Source organism: Amycolatopsis sp. NPDC045836, assembly GCF_056431745.1.
In genome coordinates, this window is the sequence record NZ_JBWKKF010000010.1 from 117,097 (window position 1) to 139,506 (window position 22,410).

General features: G+C 73.0%; 17 protein-coding genes. 10 read left to right on the top strand and 7 right to left on the bottom strand.

Translation table 11 applies throughout. The annotated features are described in order from the left end of the window. Nucleotides 1-26 precede the first annotated feature (26 nt). Both AC07EG_RS20725 and AC07EG_RS20730 read right to left on the bottom strand, forming a co-directional pair. Entirely contained in the window at nucleotides 27-293 is a 267-nt protein-coding gene (locus AC07EG_RS20725; protein ID WP_478254765.1) for a hypothetical protein, read from the bottom strand. Nucleotides 294-472: 179 nt separating this feature from the next. Beyond that, nucleotides 473-2,779 (bottom strand): transketolase-like TK C-terminal-containing protein, encoded by a 2,307-nt coding sequence (locus AC07EG_RS20730; RefSeq protein ID WP_478254766.1) that lies wholly within the window; start codon nucleotides 2,777-2,779, stop codon nucleotides 473-475. 183 nt (nucleotides 2,780-2,962) lie between these two features. Here AC07EG_RS20730 and AC07EG_RS20735 point away from each other — a divergent pair, with 183 nt between their 5' ends. The 3 genes from AC07EG_RS20735 to AC07EG_RS20745 all read left to right on the top strand — a co-directional run bounded on the left by AC07EG_RS20735 (nucleotide 2,963) and on the right by AC07EG_RS20745 (nucleotide 5,966). After that, nucleotides 2,963-4,117: a GyrI-like domain-containing protein gene (locus tag AC07EG_RS20735; protein ID WP_478254767.1), complete on the top strand. Its 1,155-nt coding sequence runs from the start codon at nucleotides 2,963-2,965 to the stop codon at nucleotides 4,115-4,117. A gap of 69 nt (nucleotides 4,118-4,186) precedes the next feature. Next, a complete protein-coding gene (locus tag AC07EG_RS20740) occupies nucleotides 4,187-4,687 on the top strand; it encodes a TFIIB-type zinc ribbon-containing protein (protein ID WP_478254768.1) in 501 nt (166 codons plus the stop codon). A 31-nt stretch (nucleotides 4,688-4,718) separates the two neighbouring features. Further along, nucleotides 4,719-5,966 carry an alpha-hydroxy acid oxidase gene (locus tag AC07EG_RS20745; RefSeq protein ID WP_478254769.1) on the top strand — a complete coding sequence of 416 codons (1,248 nt, stop codon included), beginning with the start codon at nucleotides 4,719-4,721 and terminating at the stop codon, nucleotides 5,964-5,966. 2 nt (nucleotides 5,967-5,968) lie between these two features. Here AC07EG_RS20745 and arsM read toward each other — a convergent pair whose 3' ends face one another. Then, on the bottom strand, nucleotides 5,969-6,706 hold the full coding sequence (gene arsM / locus AC07EG_RS20750) for an arsenite methyltransferase (RefSeq protein WP_478254770.1): 738 nt from the start codon (nucleotides 6,704-6,706) through the stop codon (nucleotides 5,969-5,971). 78 nt (nucleotides 6,707-6,784) lie between these two features. Here arsM and AC07EG_RS20755 point away from each other — a divergent pair, with 78 nt between their 5' ends. Continuing rightward, nucleotides 6,785-7,126 carry an ArsR/SmtB family transcription factor gene (locus AC07EG_RS20755; RefSeq protein WP_478254771.1) on the top strand — a complete coding sequence of 114 codons (342 nt, stop codon included), beginning with the start codon at nucleotides 6,785-6,787 and terminating at the stop codon, nucleotides 7,124-7,126. Between the two features lie 22 nt (nucleotides 7,127-7,148). On the opposite strand, the gene AC07EG_RS20760 is transcribed toward AC07EG_RS20755, so the two are convergent. Then, nucleotides 7,149-7,577, bottom strand: coding sequence for a hypothetical protein (locus tag AC07EG_RS20760; protein WP_478254772.1), 429 nt, complete (start codon nucleotides 7,575-7,577; stop codon nucleotides 7,149-7,151). 183 nt (nucleotides 7,578-7,760) lie between these two features. On the opposite strand from AC07EG_RS20760, the gene AC07EG_RS20765 reads away from it, so the two are divergent. Further along, the gene (locus AC07EG_RS20765; RefSeq protein WP_478254773.1) at nucleotides 7,761-8,132 is read left to right on the top strand and encodes a YciI family protein; all 372 of its coding nucleotides are present in this window, start codon (nucleotides 7,761-7,763) and stop codon (nucleotides 8,130-8,132) included. After that, nucleotides 8,129-9,364, top strand: a complete 1,236-nt coding sequence (locus tag AC07EG_RS20770; protein ID WP_478254774.1) for an RNA polymerase sigma factor — start codon at nucleotides 8,129-8,131, stop codon at nucleotides 9,362-9,364. Before AC07EG_RS20765 ends, AC07EG_RS20770 begins: the two co-directional genes overlap by 4 nt. Nucleotides 9,365-9,424: 60 nt before the next feature. Here AC07EG_RS20770 and AC07EG_RS20775 read toward each other — a convergent pair whose 3' ends face one another. Together AC07EG_RS20775 and AC07EG_RS20780 are read right to left on the bottom strand one after the other, a co-directional pair. Next, nucleotides 9,425-15,568, bottom strand: a complete 6,144-nt coding sequence (locus AC07EG_RS20775) for a type I polyketide synthase (protein WP_478254775.1) — start codon at nucleotides 15,566-15,568, stop codon at nucleotides 9,425-9,427. Nucleotides 15,569-15,594: 26 nt separating this feature from the next. Next, nucleotides 15,595-16,764: a geranylgeranyl reductase family protein gene (locus tag AC07EG_RS20780; protein ID WP_478254776.1), complete on the bottom strand. Its 1,170-nt coding sequence runs from the start codon at nucleotides 16,762-16,764 to the stop codon at nucleotides 15,595-15,597. 478 nt (nucleotides 16,765-17,242) lie between these two features. On the opposite strand from AC07EG_RS20780, the gene AC07EG_RS20785 reads away from it, so the two are divergent. Together AC07EG_RS20785 and AC07EG_RS20790 are read left to right on the top strand one after the other, a co-directional pair. After that, nucleotides 17,243-18,613 carry an alpha/beta hydrolase family protein gene (locus AC07EG_RS20785; protein WP_478254777.1) on the top strand — a complete coding sequence of 457 codons (1,371 nt, stop codon included), beginning with the start codon at nucleotides 17,243-17,245 and terminating at the stop codon, nucleotides 18,611-18,613. A 44-nt stretch (nucleotides 18,614-18,657) separates the two neighbouring features. Continuing rightward, a complete protein-coding gene (locus AC07EG_RS20790) occupies nucleotides 18,658-19,311 on the top strand; it encodes a sensor domain-containing protein (protein ID WP_478254778.1) in 654 nt (217 codons plus the stop codon). A gap of 122 nt (nucleotides 19,312-19,433) precedes the next feature. Here AC07EG_RS20790 and AC07EG_RS20795 read toward each other — a convergent pair whose 3' ends face one another. Next, complete coding sequence (locus tag AC07EG_RS20795; protein WP_478254779.1) at nucleotides 19,434-20,426, bottom strand: LacI family DNA-binding transcriptional regulator; 993 nt, start codon at nucleotides 20,424-20,426, stop codon at nucleotides 19,434-19,436. A 151-nt stretch (nucleotides 20,427-20,577) separates the two neighbouring features. On the opposite strand from AC07EG_RS20795, the gene AC07EG_RS20800 reads away from it, so the two are divergent. Beyond that, nucleotides 20,578-21,717, top strand: coding sequence for a cupin domain-containing protein (locus tag AC07EG_RS20800; RefSeq protein ID WP_478254780.1), 1,140 nt, complete (start codon nucleotides 20,578-20,580; stop codon nucleotides 21,715-21,717). After that, nucleotides 21,714-22,409 carry an alpha/beta fold hydrolase gene (locus tag AC07EG_RS20805; RefSeq protein ID WP_478254781.1) on the top strand — a complete coding sequence of 232 codons (696 nt, stop codon included), beginning with the start codon at nucleotides 21,714-21,716 and terminating at the stop codon, nucleotides 22,407-22,409. Before AC07EG_RS20800 ends, AC07EG_RS20805 begins: the two co-directional genes overlap by 4 nt. Nucleotide 22,410: the final 1 nt, after the last annotated feature.

The following is a 22,410-nucleotide window of genomic DNA, read 5'->3' on the forward strand; positions in this document are numbered from 1 at the left end:
TCACCGGATGGCTTGGTGCCGGTACCTTACCGGGCACCGGCCGCACCCGGCTCGGCGCGCCGCACCTTTCCCGTGGCGTTGCGGGGCGGCGGCGAGGTGGTCAGCGGCCAGCGCGAAGGCACCTTGTAGTACGCCGGGTGCCCGGCGGTGTCCCCGCCGCCGGGCACCCGGCGGCACGACCGGTGCGCACACCTCCTGCCCCAGGTCGTCGTGGTCGAGGCCGAACACGGCCGATCCGGCGGCGCCCGGGTGTTCGGCAGCACCACGGTCCCGCCGGTGGCCAGCCGCGGCACCGGCAGCCCGGATGGTGGCCCAGCACGCGACTATCCACTCCGGACAGTTGGCGGCCGAGACCAGGTACTCCCGGTCAGCCGGTGCGGGTGCCGCCGCCGGCAGCGCGGCCGGGTTCGGCGCGCGGCGGCGAACACCGGGACCGCGACCGGTTCCGCGCCAAGGCAGCGGGGCTGCGCGCTCAGGTCGTCAGGTCGAGGGCCGCCCGGACGAAGGCGTCGGTGTCGAGGCCGTGGTGGCGGTAGACGTCCTCCAGCGAACCGGACTGGCCGAACCGGGTGACGCCCAGCGCGGTGGTGGCGACGCGGTTGACCGTGGCCAGGAACGACAGCGTGTGCGGGTGGCCGTCGAGCGCGGTGACCAGCGGTGCCGCGCGGTCGGCGGGGAACACCTGGTCGAGGATCCAGGTGTCGGCCGGTTCGTGCCCCTGCCGCGCCCTCACGGCCCGGTAGAGCAGGTCGGGACTGGTCACGCACACCACGTCGGCGGCGATGCCGACCTGGTCGAGGCGCTCGGCCGCGGCGAGCGCCTCGGGCACGACGGCGCCCATCGCGGCGATGGTGACCCGCGGTGCCGCCGAGCGGCGCAGGAGGTAGGCACCGGCCACCACCTGGCGGCGGCGGCGGTCACGGGCAGCCGGATCGGCGGGCACCGCCGCCAGCTGCTGCGGCACCGGCCGGGTGGACAGGCGGAGGTAGGCCGAGGTGCCGTCCGGGCGGCCCAGCCGGGACAGGCAGGCCAGCAGCGCCCACTCCGTGTCGATGGCGAACGCGGTCTCGTAGCTCACGCAGCCGGGTTGCTCCAGCCCGATGGACGGGGTCTTGATCGACTGGTGCGCCCCGCCCTCCGGGGCCAGCGACACCCCGGACGGCGTGCCGATCAGGATCGACTGGCCACCGGCGTAGATGCCGTAGGACCACGGTTCCAGCGCGCGTTCGACGAACGGGTCGTAGAGCACGCCGATCGGCAGCAGCGGTTCGCCCCAGCGGCTCCAGGTGGCCCCCAGTTCCCCGAGCATGCTGACCAGGTTGACCTCGGCGATGCCGAGTTCGATGTGCTGGCCGGTCGGCTTCTCCCGCCAGTGGAGGATGGTCTCGGCGTCGTCGGCGAACCAGTCGGTGCGTTCCCGTGACGACCAGACGCCGACCTTGTTCACCCAGCCGCCGAGATTGGTGGTGGAGCTGACGTCGGGGCTGACCGTCACCACCCGCCGCGCGGCCTCGGGTGCCTCCCGGCTGAGGTCGAGCAGGGCCCGGCCCAGCGCGGCCTGCGTGGTCGCCGTGCCCGACGGGGTGCGCCCGAAGTCGGCGGGCACCTCGGGCGGGGTGCGGTGCGCCACCCGCGGCCGGCGCAGGCGCGCCGCGGTCTCGGCGCACATCCGCTGCTCGGCGCTGCCCGCTTCGAACGCCGCCCACGGGTCGTCCGGGTCCGCGCCCACCCGGGCCGCCAGCTCGCGCAGCTGCGCGTCGGTCAGCAGCGCCGAGTGGTTCTGCGGGTGGCCCCTGGTGTCCAGGCCGTAACCCTTGACGGTGTAGGCGAAGATGACCGTCGGCCGGGTGTCGTCGATGGACTCGAAGGCCCGGTCGAGCGCTTCCTGGTCGTGGCCGCCGAGGTTGCCGAAGGCCGCCACCAGCGTCGCGTCGTCCACTTCGGCCTGCAGCGCGGCGATCCGGTCGGCGCCGGGGCCGTCGCCGGGCAGGCGGCGGCGGAGTTCGGCGGCGTCGCACCGCAGCAGCCGCTGGTACTCCGGGTTGGGCATGGCGTCGATCCGGCCGCGCAGTTCCTCCCCGCCGGGGCGGGCGAACAGCTCCTCGATCAGCCGCCCGTACTTCACCGTGACCACCTGCCAGCCCGCCGCGGCGAACATGTGCTGCAGCTTGGCGGCGGCGATGTTCGGCACCACCCGGTCCAGCGACTGGCGGTTGAGGTCGACCACCCAGACGATCTCCCCCAGTTCGGCCACGGCCGGGTCGAGCACCGTCTCCCACACCGCACCCTCGTCCAGTTCGGCGTCGCCGACCAGCGAGTACTGGCGCCCGGACCCGGCGGTGCCGAACGCCGAATCGACGTACCGGCGCGAGATGGCGCCCCAGATCGGGGCGGTGGCGCCGATGCCGACCGAGCCCGTCGAGTAGTCGACCGGATCGGGGTCCTTCGCCCGGCTGGGGTAGCTCTGCAGGCCGCCGAACTCGCGCAGCCGCGGCAGGTAGGCGGCGTCGAGGTCGCCGAGGAGGTAGTTGATCGCGTGCAGCACCGGTGAGGCGTGCGGCTTGACCGAGACCCGGTCCTCCGGCCGCAGGTGCCGGAACCACAGCGAGGTCATCACCGACACCATCGAGGCCGAGGACGCCTGGTGACCGCCGACCTTCAACCCGGACGGGTTCGGCCGCACCCGGTTGGCGTGGTGGATGACCGCCGACGACAACCAGAGCAGCCGGTCCTCGATCCGCTTGAGGGTGTCGACGTCGGCGGTGGCCGGGCTGGTCATCTGTGGGGTCCTCCTCGACCGGGCAGCAGCCCACAGCTCAGCAAGCGCCCGGCCGTCCGCGCAAGATCCGGCGGGCAGACTGGGCAGATTGCCCAATCCGCGCCGGCGCCGGGCGGACCGGCGGGACAACCTGCGCAGTCCGCGCCGCGACGGGACGCATATTCTAGTGCTAGAGTAACCGCCGTGAAGCCGACCTTGACCGACGCGGAGTTGACCGTGCTCGGCCTGCTGGCGGAGCAGCCGCGGCACGGGTACGAGCTGGAGAAGGTGATCGAGGAGCGCGGGGTGCGGGCGTGGACCGCGCTCGGCTTCTCATCCATCTACTACGTGCTCGACAAGCTGGCCAAACGCGACCTGATCGAGGCGACCAGCGCGCCGGGGCCGGCGAAGTCGCGCACCACCTTCCGCGTCACCGAGGCCGGTCACGCCCTGTGCGCCGCCGCCACGCGCGAGGCGCTGGCGACGCTGACCCCGGTGCGGGCCCGCGTGCTGATCGGGCTGGCGAACAGCCCCGGCCTGCCGGAGGCGGAGGTGGTGGTCGGGCTGACCCGGCGCCTGGCCGCCCTGCGCGAACAGCTCGCCGAGGTCCGGGCGGCCCGCGCCGGGCAGGAACCCCTGCCCCCGGCGGCGCACGCGATCTTCGGCCACAGCGAGGCCATGCTGGCGGCCGACACCGCCTGGACCGAGTCCACACTGGACGAGTTGACCAAGGGATCAGCGATGGACAAGTACGACATCAAGAAGGCCCACCGCGCGCTCTACGCGCCGCCGTCGGCGGAGTTCACCGTGGTAGAGGTGCCGCCGATCCGCTACCTCGCGGTCGACGGGCGGGGCGACCCGAACACGGCACCGGCGTACGTGCACGCGGTCGAAGCCCTGTACGGGGTGGCCTACTCGCTCAAGTTCGCCGGGAAGAAGGCCGACGGCCGCGATTTCGTGGTGGGCCCGCTGGAGGGCCTGTGGCGAGCCGATGACCCCGGCTCGTTCCTCGCCCGGCGCAAGGACGAATGGCAGTGGACCATGCTGATCAGCCAGCCGGACTGGACCACCGAGGAGCAGGTTCAGGCCGCCGTCGACAGCGTCGCGAAGAAGAAGGAGAACCCCGCACTCGCCGACCTCCGGCTGATCACCCTCGCCGAAGGGACCTGCGTGCAGATCCTGCACCTCGGTCCCTACGACGACGAAACCCCGGTGCTGGAGCGGCTGCACCACCACTACCTGCCCGAGCACGGCTTGACGTACAACGGCGACCACCACGAGATCTACCTCAGCGACCCGCGCCGGACGGCCCCGGCCAAGCTGAAGACCGTCCTGCGGCAACCGGTCAAACCCGCTTAGCTCAGCCGAAGCGCCCGGCGATCAGGACAAGGGCGGTCCGCGGGGCGGCGGGACGGGCATAATGGCGGCGTGGACGCCAAGCAGCCAACGGTGCCGGAGCGGTTCGCCGACCCCGATGTGTCGTTGTACGCCTTGGCGGAGGACGCCATCCAGGTGGTGTGCCCGGTGTGCCGGGCCCGCGCCGAAGTGGTGCCGTGGCTCGACGGGAAACCGCGTGGCACCCCCTCGATCGGCCGGCCTCGCCGGCTGGTGTGCCGCGCCTGCGGCCACGTCAGGAAATGGCCCGGTGAAGCCAGGGACACGACGTCGTACTGGGGCGGCCCGGTCGACCCGTACTTCCGCCTGCCGCTGTGGCTGCGGGCGGATTGCTGCGGCAACCGGACCCTGTGGGCGTTGAACGAACGCCACCTGGACATCCTGGCGGGGTACGTCGGTGCACGGCTTCGCGAACGCGCCGAGCAACCCGGGCTGACCATGCTGGCCCGGCTTCCGGCGTGGCTCAAGTCGGCCAAGCACCGCACCGAGGTCCTGCGGGTCCTCGGCCGCCTGCGAGCGTCCCTCTCACCGTGACGCAGGCAGCGCAGTTGCGGGAGGTCCACCCGTGAGCCAGAACCCGGTCCGCCGCCGGATCCCGCGCTGGGGTGACGTGGCGCCGTTCCTGCGCCGCCCGGATTCCGCGGGGGTCCGGCCCGACGCCGTCGATCGGCGCCTTGCCCGCTGCGTGACCATCGGCGACCTGGAACGACGGGCGAAGCGCCGGGTCCCCCGCCCGGTCTGGGACTACGTGCACACCGGCTCCGAGGACGAAATCACCCTGCGCCGCAACCGGGAAGCGTTCGAGCGGGTCGAATTCAGCCCGCGTGCCTTCGAGCAGACCGGCGAACCCGAGCTGACCACCACGATCCTCGGCGAACCGGCTGCCTTGCCGTTGCTCCTGGCGCCGACCGGGTACAGCCGGATCAGCCACCACACCGGCGAGACCGCGGTGGCCTCGGCCGCGGCCGAGGCCGGGGTGCCGTACACGCTGTCCACCTACGCCACCACCGCGATCGACGCGGTCGGCCGGGCGGCACCCGGTGGGCGGAACTGGTTCCAGTTCTACGTCATGCGCGATCGCGCGGTCAGCCGGGCGCACGCCGAGGAAGCGCGGCGGCAGGGTTACGAAGCCGCGGTGATCACCGTCGACACGGCGCTCACCGGGCTGAAGGTCAGCGATCTGCGCAACGGTTTCTCCGTCCCGCCGCGGTTGACCGCGCGCGGGTTCGCGGGTTTCGCCCGCCGCCCGGCGTGGGTGGCGAACCTGCTGACCACCGATCCGCTGCGGTTCGCCACCTTCCCGCCGGACTCGGAGTACGGCGTGTGGGGCGCGGCGGACCACCTGCGCGAGCCCCGGCTGAAACCGGCGGACATCGCCTGGCTCAAGGAGCTGTGGGGCGGCCCGGTGGTGGTCAAGGGCGTCATCTCGGTCGAGGACGCGATCACCGCGGTGGACGCCGGTGCCGACGCCGTGCAGCTGTCCAACCACGGTGGCCGCCAGCTCGACCGCACGCCCGCCCCGCTGGAACTGCTGCCGCGGGTGGCCGACGCGATCGGCGACCGGGCCGAGGTGTACCTCGATTCGGGCGTGCGCAGCGGCGCCGACGTGGTGGCCGCGCTGGGACTGGGCGCCCGCGCGGTGGGCATCGGCCGTCCCTACCTCTACGGCCTGATGGCGGGCGGACGGCGCGGGGTCGCCCGCTGCCTGGAGATCTTCGCCACCGACCTGCGGCGGACGATGGCGCTGCTCGGCACGTCGAGCGTCGAGGCCATCGGCCCGCAGCACGTCCGCCTGCGCGGGGAACCCGGCTGAGCTCATCCCACCGGGGGCACTGTGGCGCGGCCCCGGATGATGGCCGAGTGCATGCCGTCGGCGACCGGCTGCGCCGGGGTGATCTCGATGTCGCTGAACCCGGCTGCCGCCAGACCGGCCCGGTATTCGCTGAACGAGAGCGCTCCGGCGATGCAGCCGACGTGGTCGCCGCGTTCGGCGCGCTGGGCGGGGGACAGTGAGTCGTCGGCGACGACGTCGGAGATGCCGAGGCGGCCGCCGGGCTTGAGCACGCGGAAGGCTTCCGCGAACACGGCGGGCTTGTCGGTGGACAGGTTGATCACGCAGTTCGAGATCACCACGTCGATGGTGCCGGCGGGCAGCGGAATCGCTTCGATGGTGCCCTTGAGGAATTCGACGTTCGTGACACCCGCCTTCGCGGCGTTGGCGACGGCCAGTGCCAGCATCTCGTCGGTCATGTCCAAGCCGTAGACACGACCGGCGGGCCCGACCCGGCGAGCCGACAGCAGCACGTCGATCCCCCCGCCGGAACCCAGGTCCAGCACGCGTTCGCCGGGGTGCAGCTCGGCCACGGCGGTGGGGTTGCCGCAGCCGAGGGAGGCGGCGACGGCTTCGGCGGGCAGGGTTTCGCGCTCGCTGTCGGAGTAACCGATCGAACCGAAGTTCTCGTCGGCCGGGCCGCAGCAAGCCGAGCCGCCCGAGCTGACCTGGAGGGCGGCCTCGGCGTAACGCTGCCGCACGGTTTCCCGCAGTTCGGTCATCGTCCGCTCCCATCTGCTTGTATCGACGTCCGTTGATGCAAGCTTGCGGGTTGGATCGAAGAACGTCAAGATAGAAGGATGTCGATGCAAGAGGCGGGCGGGTGCTGCGCGGGGCTGTCGTCGGCGCCGCTGCAGGAGGCCGAGGCCGGTGAGCTGGCCAAGGTGTTCAAGGCGCTCGGCGATCCGGTGCGGCTGCGCCTGCTGTCGATGATCGCTTCCCGCGAGGGTGGCGAGATGTGCGTGTGCGAGCTGACCCCGGCGTTCGACCTGGCCCAGCCGACCATCTCGCACCACCTCAAACTGCTGCGCCAGGCCGGGCTGATCGACGGTGAACGGCGCGGGACCTGGGTCTACTACTGGGCCGTCCCGGCCACGATGGATCGGCTGGCGGGCTTGCTGCGGTCCCCGGCGCGGCGGTGAGCGCCGCGCCGGGGGAGCGCTTTCACCGCACCCGCGTCATGGTGGAGGCGTAGCCGCCGCCTCCCGGGTAGGTCCACTCACCGGTGACCAGGTCGCCTTCGGCGTTGAAGGTGCCCCGGTAGTGGGCCGGGCTGCCCTTGGCCCCGCCCCAGATGGTGAGCACGTCCCCGTCGAGTTCGTAGACGTAGTCGAAGGTGTTCCCGGCCGCGTCGTAGAACCGCGAAACCACGTCGGTGCCGACCGGCTCGCCGAACGGGTGCAGGTGCCCGATCACCTCGATGCCGGTCACCGCTTCACCGGCCTGGCTGAGTTCGATGTGCTGCAGCAGGAAGAACCCGCCGCGCAGCCACTCGTACCGCACGGTGCCCTCGGCGCCGCCGGTCACCGTCCAGGTGCCGACCAGGCGGTCGAGTGCGGTCACCGCGGCGCTGGGCTGGATGGTCTCGGTCATCGTGTCCTCCTCGGCAGTGGGTGTTGATGCCGGTACCTCGGAGCCGCCGGACCCCCTTCGACACCTCTTTCATGTGGCCTGGATCACTCCGCGAGCCGGTCGAGATCGTGAGTTCGGCTCCGAGGTGACGGCAGGGGGCCGCCGTACGGTGGCCCGGACGAAGTTCGAGGAAGAGGAACCACGATGAAGTACCTGCTGCTCAGCTACACCCCCGCCGCCGCGTGGGACGCCGCGACCGCGGACACCCCGTCGGAGGACGCGCTGGCCGCGTTCGCCTTCTACCAGGAGTTCGAGCGCGAACTGGTGGAGAGCGGCGAGTTCGTCACCAGCTCGGGCCTCGGGCACCCGGCGGTCAGCACCACGGTCCGCCCCGGCGCGAACGGTGCGGTCGCCACCGACGGGCCGTTCGCCGAGCTGAAGGAGGTCCTGGCCAGCTTCGCCGTGATCGACGTGGTGAGCCACGAACGCGCGGTCGAGATCGCCGCGCGCATCGTCGGCGCGCTCGGCGAGCCGATCGAGGTCCGGCCGATCATGGGAGAGGACTTCGGGGGTTGAACGTCGACATCGAGCACCTGTTGCGCACCGAGGCACCGCAGGTGCTCGGCGCGCTGGTGCGCCGACTCGGCCGGTTCGACCTGGCCGAGGACGCGGTGCAGGAGGCGCTGCTGGTGGCGAGCCGGGCGTGGCCGGTCGACGGGGTGCCGGAGAACCCCCGGAGCTGGCTGATCCGGATCGGCTACCGCAAGCTGATCGACCTGCTCCGCGCCGACCAGGCCCGCCGCCGCCGGGAAACCGAAGCCGGAGTGGCCGAGATCGCCATGGCCGAACCGGCCCGGCAGGTCTCGGTGCGGGACACCGACGACAGCCTGACCCTGCTGCTGCTCTGCTGCCACCCGGCACTGAGCAGCACCTCGCAGGTGGCGCTGACCCTGCGGGCCGTCGGCGGCCTGACCACCGCCGAGATCGCGCACGCCCACGGCACCACCGAGGCGACCATGGGCACCCGGATCAGCCGGGCCAAGCAGCAGCTGGCCCGGGCGGGTGCCCGGTTCACCCCACCGGCCGGCGCCGATCGCGACAGCCGGATGGCCGCGGTGATGCGGGTGCTCTACCTCGTCTTCAACGAGGGCTACACCGCGAGCGCGGGCCGTGAACTGGCCAGGGTGGACCTGACGCGGGAAGCCATCCGGCTCACCCGCATGCTGCACGGCCAGCTGCCCGGCGACGCCGAAGTCACCGGGCTGCTGGCGCTGATGCTGCTCACCGAAGCCCGCCGCGCGGCCCGCACCGACAACGGGGCGCTGGTCCCGCTGGACGAGCAGGACCGGACGCGGTGGACCCCCGAGCTGATCCGCGAGGGCACCGGACTCCTCGACGCCGTCTGGCCGCGGCGGGAGATCGGGCCGTACCAGCTGCAGGCGGCGATCGCCGCGGTGCACGCCGCCGCCGAAACCGCGGAGCAGACGGACTGGCCGCAGATCGCCGCCCTCTACCTGTGGCTCGAACGGCTCACGCCGACCGCCCCGGTGCGGCTGAGCCGGGTGGTGGCGGTGGCCAAGGCGTACGGGCCGGACCGCGGCCTCGCCCTGCTCGACGATGTCAACCGGCGGTACCGGCTCGACCAGGAAACCCTGACCAGGCAACGGGAACGGGCCGTGCGGGCGCACCTGCTCCAGCTCACCGGTGACGACGCCGGTGCTGCCGAGTTGTACCGGGAGGCGGCGGCGTTGACCGGCAACGAGGTGGAGCGGCGGTATCTGCTGGGCAAGGCCGAACGCCTCCGTTGAGTTATGCGGGTTCTGCCTGGCTGGTGGGGTTGACCGGGAACGAGGTCGAGCACGGCACGCCTAGGACGGAATGGTGGCGTCCAGGTGGGTGGCCAGTTCGGCGGGTGAGGGGTGCGCCCAGATCTCGGCGGAGGTCAGCGGGAGGTCCAGGTCGGTCTGCAGGCGGCGCGTCAGGGCCACCGCGAGCAGCGAGTCCAGGCCGAGGTCGGTGAACTTCGCGTGGGCCGGGACGGCGGAGGGCTGGGTGCCGATGAGGGCGGCCAGCGCGGCGACCACCACCTGCTGCACCAGCTGGGTCCGCGCCGGGCCGGGTTTTTCGGCGTGCACCTGGGCGGCCGGGGCTTCACCGCTGGTGGCGGGGCCGTGGGTCAGTTCGGCCAGCAGCGGCGCCTCGACGGCGTGCGGGAAGGCGTGGAACAACGTGTCCGGCTGGTAGTCGAAGACGCCGGTGTTGACCCGCTGGTGCCGCAGGAGCGCTTCCAGGGTGGCGAATCCGTCGGCGGTCGAGATGGTGTCGAAGCCGCGGTCGGCGAAGTCGGTGGCGCGGCCGGCTTCACCCCAGGCGCCCCAGTCGACCGAGAGCGTGGGCAGGCCCTGGTCGTGGCGCCACCGGGCGAAGGCGTCGACCCAGGCACCGGCCGCGGCGTAGTTGGCCTGACCGGCGTTGCCCAGCAGCGCCGACATCGACGAGAACACCACGAACCAGTCCAGCGCACGCCCGCTGACCGCCTCGTGCAGGTTCTGCGCGCCGGTGACCTTGGGCCGCCACACGCGTTCGAGCTTTTCCGCGGTGAGCCCGGCGATCGGGGTGTCGTCGAGCACGACGGCGGTGTGCAGGACGCCACGCAACTCCTCCCCCGCCGCGGCGACCAGGCGGCGTGCGGTGTCCGGGTCGGTGATGTCACCACGGACCACCTCGACCGAGCACCCGCGTGCCACGGCGTCGCGCAGCACGTCGGCGGCCTCTGGCGCCGGGTCCCCCCGCCCGCCGACGACCACGCGGGCCGCTCCCCCGGCAGCCAGCCACCGCACCGCTTCCAGTCCGAGCCCGCGGGTGCCCCCGGTGACGACGTAGGCCCCACCGGCCCGCACCACCTCCTCCCCGGCCACCGCGGGCAGGCGCAGCCGGTGCCCGGCGGGCGGGAACTCCAGCACCAGCCGTCCGATGTGGTCACCGGAGGCGAGCTGCCTGAACGCCTCCACCGCCTCCGGCAGCGGCACGACCGTGCTGGGCAGCAGCGGCAGGCGCTGCTCCCCCAGATCGGCGACCACCTTCAGCATCGCTTCCCGGAACACCGCCGGCTGCTCGGCGGCGGTCAGCACCAGATCCAGGGCGGCATAGGTGACGCCGTGCCGGAACGCGCCGAGGTCGACGCGGGCGCCGTCGTAGAGGTCGCGCTTGCCGATCTCCACGAAACGCCCGGTGGGCGCGAGCAGCGCCAGGGACGCCCGCATGGCCGCGCCGGTCAGCGAGTTGAGCACCGCGTCGACGCCCCGCCCGCCGGTCACTTCCCTGACCTGGTCGGCGAAATCCAAGGTGCGGGAGTCGAAGACGTGCTCGACGCCCAGGTCCCGCAGGTACTGGCGCTTGGCTTCGGTGCCCGCCGTGCCGATCACCGTGGCCCCGAGCGACCGGGCCACTTCGAGCGCGGCCAGCCCGGTGCCACCGGCGGCCGAGTGCACCAGCACGGTCTCCCCGGCCCGCAGGTGCGCGAGGTCGTGCAGCGCGTGCCAGGCGGTGAGGTAGGTCAGCACGGACGCGGTGACGCCGAGCAGCGGCAGCCCGTCCGGGACGCGGGCGGTGAAAGCGGCCGGCACCAGGCACGCCGACGCCATCGTCCCGGTGCCGCCGGGCACCACGCCGACGACCTGGTCCCCCGGCAGCAGGTCTTCGACGCCTTCGCCGACGGCGAGCACCACCCCGCCGACGTCGGAACCCAGCCGCGGCACCGATCCGTCGTCGGTCGGGTAGATGCCGAGCGCGATCAGCACGTCGCGGAAGTGGACGGTGGCCGCCTCGGCCCGCACGAGCACCTGACCCGGGCCCGGGGCGGGCAGCGGCTCCCCGGTGGCGATCAGCCGGATGCGTTCGAGGCCACCGTCGGCGTCGGCCTCCAGCACGTACTCGTCGGTTCCGGCGACCACGTCCACCTCACCGGCCGTGCGGGGGGCGCGAGGGGGCAGCGGCGCGCCGGTCAGCCGCGCCACGTACCGCTCGCCCCCGCGCCAGGCCACCTCCGTCTCGGGGGAACCGGCGAGCACTTCGGCGGCGATGTCCTCGGCGTCGGTTCCGGCGTCGATCCAGGTCACCTCGGACTGCGGTTGCTCGATGGACGCCACGCGGAGCAGCCCCCGCAGCGCCCCCACCCCCGGTGAGGTCGGTTCTCCGTCCAGCACCGGCCGTGCGCCGGCGCTGACCAGCCAGACCCGCGGCGGCGAAGCCTGTTGTGCCTGGGCCCGCAGCAATTCCGCGAACCGCGTCACCCGCTCGAGGTCGTCCAGCTCACCGGTGGCGCACCAGATGACACCCGCACCCCGCGCGTCCACGGGCAGGTCCGTCCGGACCCGGGCGCCGGGCAGGAGCGCGGCCAGGCGGCCGGGCAGTCCCGTGCGGTCGCCCGGTTCCTCGAACAGCACCCAGTCACGGCCCGGCGTCCGCTCCGGCGGCAGGGGCTCGGGGCGCCAGGCGAGCTCGTGCAGCCTGGTGTTCATCCGTGCCCGCGCCGGGGGCACGCTGGTGCTGCGGACCAGCTCCACGCCTTCCAGCGCGCCCAGCCACGTCCCCGCCTCGTCGTAGAGGTCGGCGCGGCCGGTCGCGGTGCCGGTCCCGTCCCAGTCCACTTCGGACCGCACCCAGGTGATCCGGCCGGGGTCGCCGGGCAGCACCACCTCGGCGATCCGGGCGGGCAGCCACGGCACGTCCACGTTGTCCGCGATGAACCCGTCCTGGCTGATCAGCCGCGCGGCCACGGACAGCACGCAGCCGTCGAACAGCACCGGGTGCACCTTCGGCGCGCCGGTCAGGATCGGTGCTTCCAGCGGCACGAGCAGCCGGGTCACGCCGTCGCCTGCCAGTGCCGAGATGGAGTGGAAGGCCGGGCCGGTGTCGAGGCCGATCCGGCGGAACCCTTCGTACACCTCGTCGGCCGGCCGCGTCGTTCCGGGAACGGGCAGGGCGTCACGGGGTTCGGCGGCTTCTTCGCACCGGGTGGCGGCCGCGGTGGCGACGCTTTCCCAGCCACCGCCGCTGTGCTGCAGGATCTCCAGCTCCACCCGCAGCCCCGACCGCGTCGCCGCGACCTGCACCGGCAGCGAACCCGCCAGCGGCAGCATGCGTTCGAAGCGCACGTCCTGCAGGCACACCTCGTCCAGCGCGCAGTCCAGCACCTCGGTGGCCGCGGCCAGGACCAGCTCGGCGTACACCGCGCCCGGCACCAGCGGGGTGCCGCGCAGGGTGTGCTCCCGCAGCCATTCGACCTGCTCGGCTCCGAGATCGGCGCTCCAGACGTGACGGGTGCGGTCCCCGGCGTCCGGGTCCGGCACCAGCGCGCGTTCCCCCAGCCACAGGTGACCGGCCAGGCCACGGGACCCGCGTGGCTGCTCCAGCCAGTAGCGCGAGCGGTCGAACGCCGTGGGCGGGAGCTGCGTGCGCGCCCCGCCGCCGTTGACCGCGGCGAGGTCCACCGGCACGCCGGCCACGTGCAGCGACGCGGCGGCGCGGCACATCGACGCCAGGCCGTCCTGGTCGCGCACCAGGGACGGCACCGCGGTCACCGGCGTGCGCAGCGCCGCCGCGGTCTCCTCCACCGCCTGGGTCAGCAGCGGGTGCGGGGACAGTTCCAGGAACACCTGGTGCCCGTCCTCCACCAGCGCCCGGCTCGCCAGGTCGAACCGCACCGGTGCCCGCAGGTTCCGCGCCCAGTACGCGCCGTCGAACACCACCGCCGCCCGTGGCTCGCCCGCGGTCGAGTAGAACGGCACCTCCGCCGGCGCCCCGTGCAGCCAGGACGCCCGCTCGGTGATCTCGGCGAGGATCGGCTCGACCTGCGGTGAGTGCGCCGCGACCACCACGGCGAGGCGCTTGCCGAACACCCCCCGGTCCTGCCACCGCCGGAGCAGTTCCCCGATCACCTCCTGGTCACCGGCCACCACCGTCGACGCGGGTGCGGTCACCACCGCCACCGACGCGCCGGGGACCCCGGCGATCTCGTGTTCGACCTGCTCCACCGGCAACGCCACGAGGGCCATGCACCCCCCGGCCACGCGCTGGAGCAGCGACGACCGCAGCAGCGTGATCCGCATGCCCTCCTCCGGGGTGAGGATGCCCGCGGCCACCGCCGCCGCGGCCTCCCCCATCGAGTGCCCGACCACGGCGGCCGGGCGCAGCCCCCACGCCCGCCACAGCTGCCCGAGCGCGGTCTGCACCGCGAAGACCACCGGCTGCACCAGGTCCATGCGTTCCAGCCGCGCCCCGGTTTCGATCAGCCGCCGCAGCGGCACGCCGTCGCGCGCGGCCACCGCGTCCAGCCGGTCGATCACGCCGGTGAACACGGCTTCCCGGTCGAGCAGGTCCCTGGCCATGCCCGGCCACTGCGAACCGTGCCCGGAGAACACCCACACCGGCATCCCGGGATCGCCGGTGGTCCCGCCGAGCACGGCCGGGTGCTCCCGCCCTTCGGCGAGCGCGTGCAGGCCGCCGGTGAGTTCCTCGTGGTCCCCCGCGAGGACGCAGGCGCGGTTGGTCAGGTGGCTGCGGTGCACGGCCAGCGTGTGCGCCACGTCGCCGACCCGGGGGCGTTCCGCTTCGAGGTGCCGGGCGAGGCGGGCGGCGGTGGCCGCCAGACCGCCCGGTGACGCCGCCGAAAGCGCGTGCACGGCGGGCCTGCCCGGGGCCGGGCGGCGGCCGGCCGGGGCCGGCGCGGGTGCCTCCTCCACGATGGCGTGCGCGTTCGAGCCCGTCACGCCGAACGCGGAGACCGCGGCGCGGCGCGGTCCGCCGTCGCGGTCCCAGGTCGTGGTCCCGGTGGGCACGAAGAACCTGGTGCCCTCGGCGTCGATCTCCGGATTCCACCGGGTGAAGTGCAGGTTCGCCGGGATGAGCCCGTGCCGGACCGCGAACGCGGCCTTGATCAGGCCCAGCACCCCGGCCGCGCTCTCCGGGTGCCCGATGTTGGTCTTCAGCGCACCCAGCGCACACGGCACGCTCGACGAGCCGTAGGCGTCCGAGAGCGCGCCGAACTCGATCGGGTCGCCCACGGGTGTGCCGGTGCCGTGTGCCTCGACGTAACCGATGGCGTCCGGCGTGGTTCCCGCGGCCCGCATCGCCGCCGTCACCACGTCGCGTTGCGCGGTGCGCGAAGGCTGGGTGACCCCCTGCACCCGGCCGGCGTGGTTGATCGCGGTGCCGGTGACCACCGCCAGCACCCGGTCACCGTCGCGCTGGGCGTCGGGCAGCCGCTTGAGCACGACCATGCCGCAGCCTTCACCCCGCACGAACCCGTCCGCGCTCTCGTCGAAGGCGGCGCACCGGCCACGCGAGGACAACGCCCCGGCGCGGGCGAACCCGACCAGGCCACCCCACTCCAGCTGCACGGTCACCCCACCGGCCACCGCGAGATCGGTTTCCCCGTCGTGCAGCGAACGGCACGCCAGGTGCACGGCGATCAGCGAGGAGGCGCACGCGCCGTCGACGGCCAGGGACGGCCCGTTGACGTCGAGGATGTAGGAGATGCGGCCCGGTGCTCCCGAGGGGATCGCGGAGATCCCGTGGTAGATGTTGAACTCGGCGAGGGTGAACCGCTTGGCGTAGTCGGCGCCGGAGATGCCGATGAACAACCCGGTCCGCGACCCGGCCAGCGACCGCGGTGGCACCCCGGCGTCCTCCAGCGCTTCCCAGGTCGTCTCCATCAGCAGGCGGTGCTGCGGGTCGACGCTGCCCGCCTCCTGCGGGGGCACGCCGAAAAAGCCGGGGTCGAACAGGTCGACGTCGTCGAGGAACGAGCCGCTGCGCAGCGTGCCCGAGCCGGCCAGGTCCGCCGGGACCACCCGCTCCTCGTCGCGCCAGCGCCGTCCGGGGTCCGAACCGGCCACCACGTCACGGCGGTCCAGCAGGAGCTGCCACAGCTCCCGCGCGGAGGTCACCCCGCCGGGCGCGCGGCAGCCCGTGCCGACGATCGCCACCGGGACCTGGGTTCGACTGGCCATTGCGGAGGTGCCTTTCTCGAGCTGGTTCACGGGAGCGCGCCGGCGACCTTCAGCGCGGCGCGAGCCGTGCGGGTGCCCAGCAGTTCGGGGATGGAGGTGGTGCCGGTGAGGTAGGTGTCGACCCGGCGCCACACCGGCGGGACGGCGGTCAGCGCGGTGTGCAGCACCGCGGGCCGCCGGGTGAAGATGTTCATGATCTGCCGCGAGGCGCGCATTTCGGCGCCCAGGGTTTCGTGCAGCGCGGTGGTGTAGTCGTTCCGCGCCCTGGCCAGCTCGGCTTCGTTCCCGGCCCGGGCGAGGTGGACGGCGGCCCGCCCGGACCGCACCCCGGAACGCAGGGCGAACGAGATCCCTTCGCGTGACCAGGGGTCGCACAGCCCGGCGGCGTCCCCGGCCAGCAGCACGCGGTCGCGGGCCAGCGGGGAATCCGGGTGGCGGCACCGGGTCAGGTGCCCGGTGTCGTGCAGCGGCGTCAGGTGCGCCAGCCCGTGGCGGCCGAGGAACTCGCTGAGGTAGGCCCGCGTCGCCTCGCCGTTCCCCTTGGCCGCCACCACACCCGCGGTGCAGACCTCGTCCTTGGGGAAGACCCAGCCGAAGGAACCCGGCAGCGGTCCCCATTCCATCAGCATGCGGCCACGCCACCGGCCCGCCACCCGCCGGTCGACCGGCACCTCGACTTCCAGTGCCAGGTCCACCTGCTCGCAGCGCACCCCGACGTGGCGGCCGATCCGGCTCGCGCTGCCATCGGCACCCACCAGCGCGCGGGCCCGGACGACCTCGCCCGCACCGGTGCGCACCGAGACCACGCCCGCGCCGTCCCGCACCGCCATCACCGGCGTCCGATCCCGCACGGTGGCACCCGCATCGGCGGCCGCCCGGGTCAGCGCGGCGTCGAGTTCGTCGCGGAAGACCATCTTCAGCGGCAGCGCCCCGTCCGACCGCATCGTGCGCTGACGGCGGCCACGCAGGCCGAAGGTCACGGCCTCGATCTCGTCGTGGACGGTCACCCCCAGCCCCGGCGGCAGGAACTCCTGCGAACAGCCGATCAGCCCGCCACCGCAGGTCTTGTACCGCGGGATCGCGGCGCGCTCCAGCAGCAGCACCCGGCAGCCCGCTTCGGCCGCCACCCGTGCCGCGCTCGCCCCCGCGGGACCCGCGCCGACGACCACGACGTCCCAATCCTGTTCGCTTCCCATCAACCACCGTTTTCCGAAGCCACCCCGCTTTTCGCGGCCGTTCGGAAATTAACAACCGCAGCCGGAGGCGGTGAAGCCCGAAAAGCCGAAGTCAGGCCGTTGGGAGCGCTCCGCCACCCACCGGAAAAGCGGCGGTGGCCGCCGGTGACGGAATTCCAAACATTTCCGCCGCGGCGCCACCGGTTCGAGTGGCAGATCACCTGGATGCCTTACCACCACGGGCGACGCTCCCGATTTCTCACCCGGTGAACCTCAGGTGGTCACCCGTACGGGTCGCGACTCGACCCGGCCACGGCACCTCCGCGATGTGCGGAATTCCCTCTTCGAAACGAGGAATTCCGCTCGACGCCGGCATTCGGCTCCGCCGGTGCCGCTATGCATGAAGCATGGTGAAAACCCCAGAAAAGCCGCCGTTACGATCCGGGCAGACATTCCCCGGTCTCCCGGGGAACTGAGCCAGCGGAAGGAACGCGGTGCCATGCGCCAGGTACGACGGACGGCGGCTTTGCTCACCGTGTTCGCGGCACTGTCCGGATCGGCGGCCGCCCCGGCGGGAGCGGTGGAGTTCCGCCGCGCCGAGGTCTCGTTCACCAGCGCCGGCAAGACCATGCACGGGTCCGTGGTCGCGCCCCCGGCCGACGGGGTGCGGCGCCCGGCGATGGTGCTGGTGCACGGTTCCGGTGAGGGGAAACGGGAGGAACTGCGCAAGCAGGCGGAGGCTTTTGCCGCCCAGGGCGTGGTTTCGCTGATCTACGACAAGGACACCACCAACTATTCCCTGCTGGAACGGGATTTCTCCGGTCTGGCCGACGACGCGGTCGCCGCGCTCGACCACCTGCGCACCCGGCCCGAGGTCGATCCGGCCCGCGTCGGGTTGTGGGGTTTCAGCGAGGGCGGCTGGGTGGCTCCGCTGGCGGCCACCCGCACCCCGCACGCCGCCTTCCTGGTGGTGGTCGGGGCGAACGGGGTGAGCCCGGTGGAAGCGCAGTCGTGGAGCTACCGGCAGTGGCTGCGCAAACAGGGCGTGTCCGCCGATTCCGTGCTCGACCTCGCCTCGGTGACCGCTTCCCGGGTCGCGGCGGAGGCCGGGCTGTTCCCCGAAGCGAACTTCGATCCCGCGCCCGCACTGGAACAGCTGAACCTGCCGGTGCTCGCGATCTGGGGTGCGGACGACCGGCAGAGCCCGCCGCGGGACGCGGCCGCCCTGTTCGCCGAGACCCAGGCGGACAACCCCGCCTTCACCATGCGCACCTTTCCCGAGGCGCACCACGCCCTGGTGCGCACCACCGACGGCTTCGACCGCCTCGACGGCTTCGTCCCCGGTTTTCCCGAACTCGTCGGCTCGTGGGTGACCGGCAGCACGACCGGCGCCTCGGATCCGTTGCCCGCGCAGGACGAACCGGCTCCGCAGCTCACCCCGCTCGCCTGGTACGAATCGCTGTGGGTCCAGGGTTTCGCCCTGCTGGCACTGCTCGTGGCCTTCGCCGCCTACCCGCTCGCCGCCCTCACCGGGGCCGTCCGCGGCCGGGCCCGCAACCCGGTGGCCGCGCGGCCCGCGCACTGGGCCTCGATCACCGGGCTGCTGACCGTGCTCGGTGCCCTGAGCTTCGTGATGCTGATCCTCACCGGCGGCGGTGAGGGCATCGGGCCGGTGCTCTGGGGCAGGCCGGTCCTCTGGCTCGGCAGCCAGCTGCTCGCGCTGGTCACCCTGGCGCTGGCCGCGACCACCGCGGTCAAGTGGTGGCGGGCGAACCGGGTGCCGGAGGGCCGGACCAGCCTCGGGCTGCTGCTGGGCGGTGCGGTGCTGCTCGTCCCCTGGGGCCTCTACTGGGGACTCCTCCTGCCGTGACCGCGGCGGGCACCGAAGCGACGATCACCGGGAGGAACCCGAAAATGGCGGAAAAGAACGCCGGTCGCCCGCGCTTCTTCCGGGCGCTGGCCTTCTTGCTGATGAACCTCCCCGTCGGCACCGTGGCCTTCTCCACCCTGATCGCCCTGGCCTCGCTGGGCTTCTCCATGCTGGTGATCCTGGTCGGGCTGCCGCTGCTGGCCGGTGCGGTCCTGCTGGCCAGGGGTGCCGCGCAGCTGGAACGCGCGCGGGTGCACACGATGCTGGGCACGCACATCCCGGCGCCGTACGCACCCCTGCCCGGCGGCAGCCGGCTCCAGCGGTGGCTCGCGCCGCTGAAGGACCCCGCCACCTGGCGTGACCTGCTCTACGTCGTGGTCCTCTTCCCGCTGGGCATCATCCAGTTCTCCGTGGTGGTGGCGTTCTGGTCGCTGAGCCTGGCGCTGCTCGCCCTGCCGGTCTTCTACCGCTACACCGACGACGGTGCCTACCACTTCCCCAGCACCAGCTGGCACTGGGTGACCGTGGACTCGTTCTGGGACGCCCTGCCGTGGGCCGCGGCGGGGGTCGTGTGCTGCTTCCTCTCGGTGCTGCTCACCCGGGCACTGGCCGCCGCGCACGCCCGGTTCGCCAAGTCACTGCTCGGCCCAGCGGGCGAACGACAGGAAGCGGCCCCCGGCCTGCTCGGGGCGCGGTGACACTCGGGCACTCGCGCGGCTTCCGGGTAGCACGGCTTTCTCGGCGCCAAGTCCGGGTGCCGCTTCTCGGCAGCGCGGCGCCGGTCACCACGCGGCCCCGGACCGCCCAGCCGCGGCGGCGCTCAAACGCTCCCGTGCGTCCCCCGCGCCACCAGTTCCGGTGTGAACACCGCCTTCCTCGACGCCAGGTCCGGGTGGTCGATCCGCTCAGCCAGCATGCGGGCCGAAGCGCGGGCCATCTCGTGCAGGTCGTGGCGGACCGAGGTCAGGTCGAACGACTCCCAGCCCGCCATCGGGATGTCGTCGAAACCGATCAGCGTCAGGTCCTCCGGGATCCGGATCCCGTGGCGCAGTGCGGCGTTCAGCGCGCCGATCGCGATGACGTCGTTGCCGCAGAACACCGCCGTCGGCCGCGGCCGCTCGGCCCACAGCAGCGGTAGCGCCCGGTACCCGGTGTCGAAGTCGAACGGCCCCCGCCGGATGTGCTGCTCGGTCAGCGCGATGCCCGCCTCGGCCAGCCCGAGCCGGAAGCCCAGTTCGCGGTCCCGCCCGGTGGAGGTGTCCTGCGGGCCGCTGATGGTGGCGACGTGGCGGTGGCCGAGGCCGGCCAGCTCCGCGGCCACCAGCCTGCCGCCCTTCTCGTTGTCCACCACGGCGCTGTCGGCGTGCGCGTTGGCCACCTCGCGGTTGAGGAAGACGAACGGCAGCCCGCGCCGGGCCAGTTCGTCGGGCAGCGCGGAATCCAGCGTGGCGGTGGCCAGCACGACCCCGTCGATGGAGCGGTCGAGCAGCCGCTGCGAGGCGATGGCCGATTCGGACCGCTCGGTGAACAGCATCATCCGGTAGTCGAGCCGCTCGAGTTCGTCGTGCAGCGGCCCGACCAGGTGCGGGTAGAACGGGTTGGTCAGGTCCGAGATGACCACGCCCACCCGGCGGCTGCTGCGGGTGGACAGGCTGCGGCCGGCCTCGCTGGGCACGTAGTTCAGCGCCTCCGCGGCCCGGCGCACCCGCTCCAGCGTGGCCGCGGTGACCCTGGGGTCGCCCCGCAGCGCCCGCGACACGGTCGCCTGGCTGACGCCGGCCAGCCTGGCCACGTCGTGGCTGGTGATCGCCATAACCGTCCCCTCCCGGTGCGGATGCATACGCATCGTAGAGCACTTGACCACTGTTCGGCGGGGAATTCCACGCCGACACCCTTGAATCCGTCATTGACATCGAGCGGCCCGATTGCTTCAGTACATACGTATGCACAATCAGGAGGTGGCCATGACTGGCGCAGAGCAGCGCGTGTCCGAAGCGGAGTTGCGGCGGCGGACCATCCGGCGCAGCGACTTCGTGTCCTGCAACCAGGCGTTCATCGACTGCCGGACGCCGGGCTCGGACCGCAAGGAGAACTACTCGATGATCGGCCCCGGGGTCACGCAGAGCGCGGACCAGGTGGTCAACCTGCGTGAGGCACACGGGTTCAACATCGGGGCCGCGGCGATGCCCAGCGGCATCACCAACAACCTGCACCTGCACTTCACCGCCGAGGTGTTCCTGTGCTTCCGCGGCGAGTTCCTGCTGCGCTGGGGCGCGGACGGCAAGGACGGCGAACTGGTGCTGCGCGAGGGCGACATCGCCTCGCTGCCCCCCTGGATCTTCCGCGGCTTCACCAACATCGGCCCGGACGACGGCTGGCTGTTCACCGCGCTCGGCCACGACGACACCGGTGGCATCATCTGGGGCCCTTCGGTGCTGCGTGAAGCCGAGGGCCACGGGCTGTACCTGACCGCGGACAACCGCCTGGTCGACACGGTGGCGGGCGACCAGCCGCCGCCCGAGGACGAGCTGGTCAAGCCGCTGACCCAGGAGCAGATCGGCGGCCTGCGCAGCTATTCCGCCGAGCAGATGCGGTCGCGGGTGGCCACCACCGAGGACCTGGCCTGGTCGCCGGAGCCGTTCCTGGACAGCAGGCTGCCCGGCGGCGGGGCCCAGCTGGCGCTGGTGATCGGCTTCGGCATGACCGAGGACCGCGAGCAGGAGCCGCGGATCCACAACCCGCACGGGCACAACATCGCCTGGCTGCGGGCCGAACCCGGCCAGGGCATGCGGGCGCACCGGCACGCGCAGACCCAGGTGCTGATGGTCAAGGACGGCGAGTGGGAGGTCACGCTCAACCTGCACGACGAGGTGTCGGTGCGGCTGGGCCCGTGGGACCTGCTCTCGGTGCCCGCCGGGGCGTGGCGCTCGCTGCGCAACGCCGGCGAGGGCACCGCCACCATGGTGGTGGTCAACGGCGGTGACGGCCGGGTGCGCCTGGAGTGGGAGGACGAGGTGGTCAAGGCCGCCGCCGACGAGGGCGTCGCCGTGGACCACAACGGTTACCTGGCCCCCTACGCGCTGGTCCCCCGGCCGATCGGATGACCGCGCCGATCGTGCTGGTGCCCGGCATGCTCTGCGACGCGGCCCTCTGGCACGGCGTGCGCGAGCGGCTCGGCCCCGGGGCGGTGGACGTGGCGATCACCGAGGCCGGGATCGGGGCGATGGCCGAGCAGGTGCTCGCCGCGGTGGACGGCCCGTTCCACCTGGTCGGGCTGTCGCTCGGGGCCATCGCCGGGTTCGAGGTGCTCCGCCGCGCACCCGGGCGGGTGCGCTCGCTGTGCGTGATCTCCACCAACGCCGGTGCACCCCGGCCCGACCAGTACGAGAGCTGGCGGGAAATGGCCGCCGGGGAGTTCGGCGCGGTGGTGCGGGAACGGATCCTGCCGACGATGTTCGCCGAGCCGGAGCCCGCCGGAGCCCACGCCGAGGCGTTCCTGGCGATGGCTCACCGCGTGGGGCCCGAGGTCTTCCGGAACCAGCTCGCGGCCCAGGCGACCCGGGTCGACCAGTACGGAGAACTGTCCCGGCACCGAGTCCGGACCCTGGTGGTCTGCGGTGAGCGGGACGCGCTGTGCTCGCCCGCGCTGCACCGGCGGCTCGCCGACACGATGCCCGCGGCCCGGCTCGAGGTGCTGGCGGGCGCCGGTCACCTGCTGCCCTGGGAAGCCGGGGCCGAGCTGAGCTCGCTGCTGCAAGCGCACTTGAACGACAACACCGGCCAAGGAGGCCAGTAGG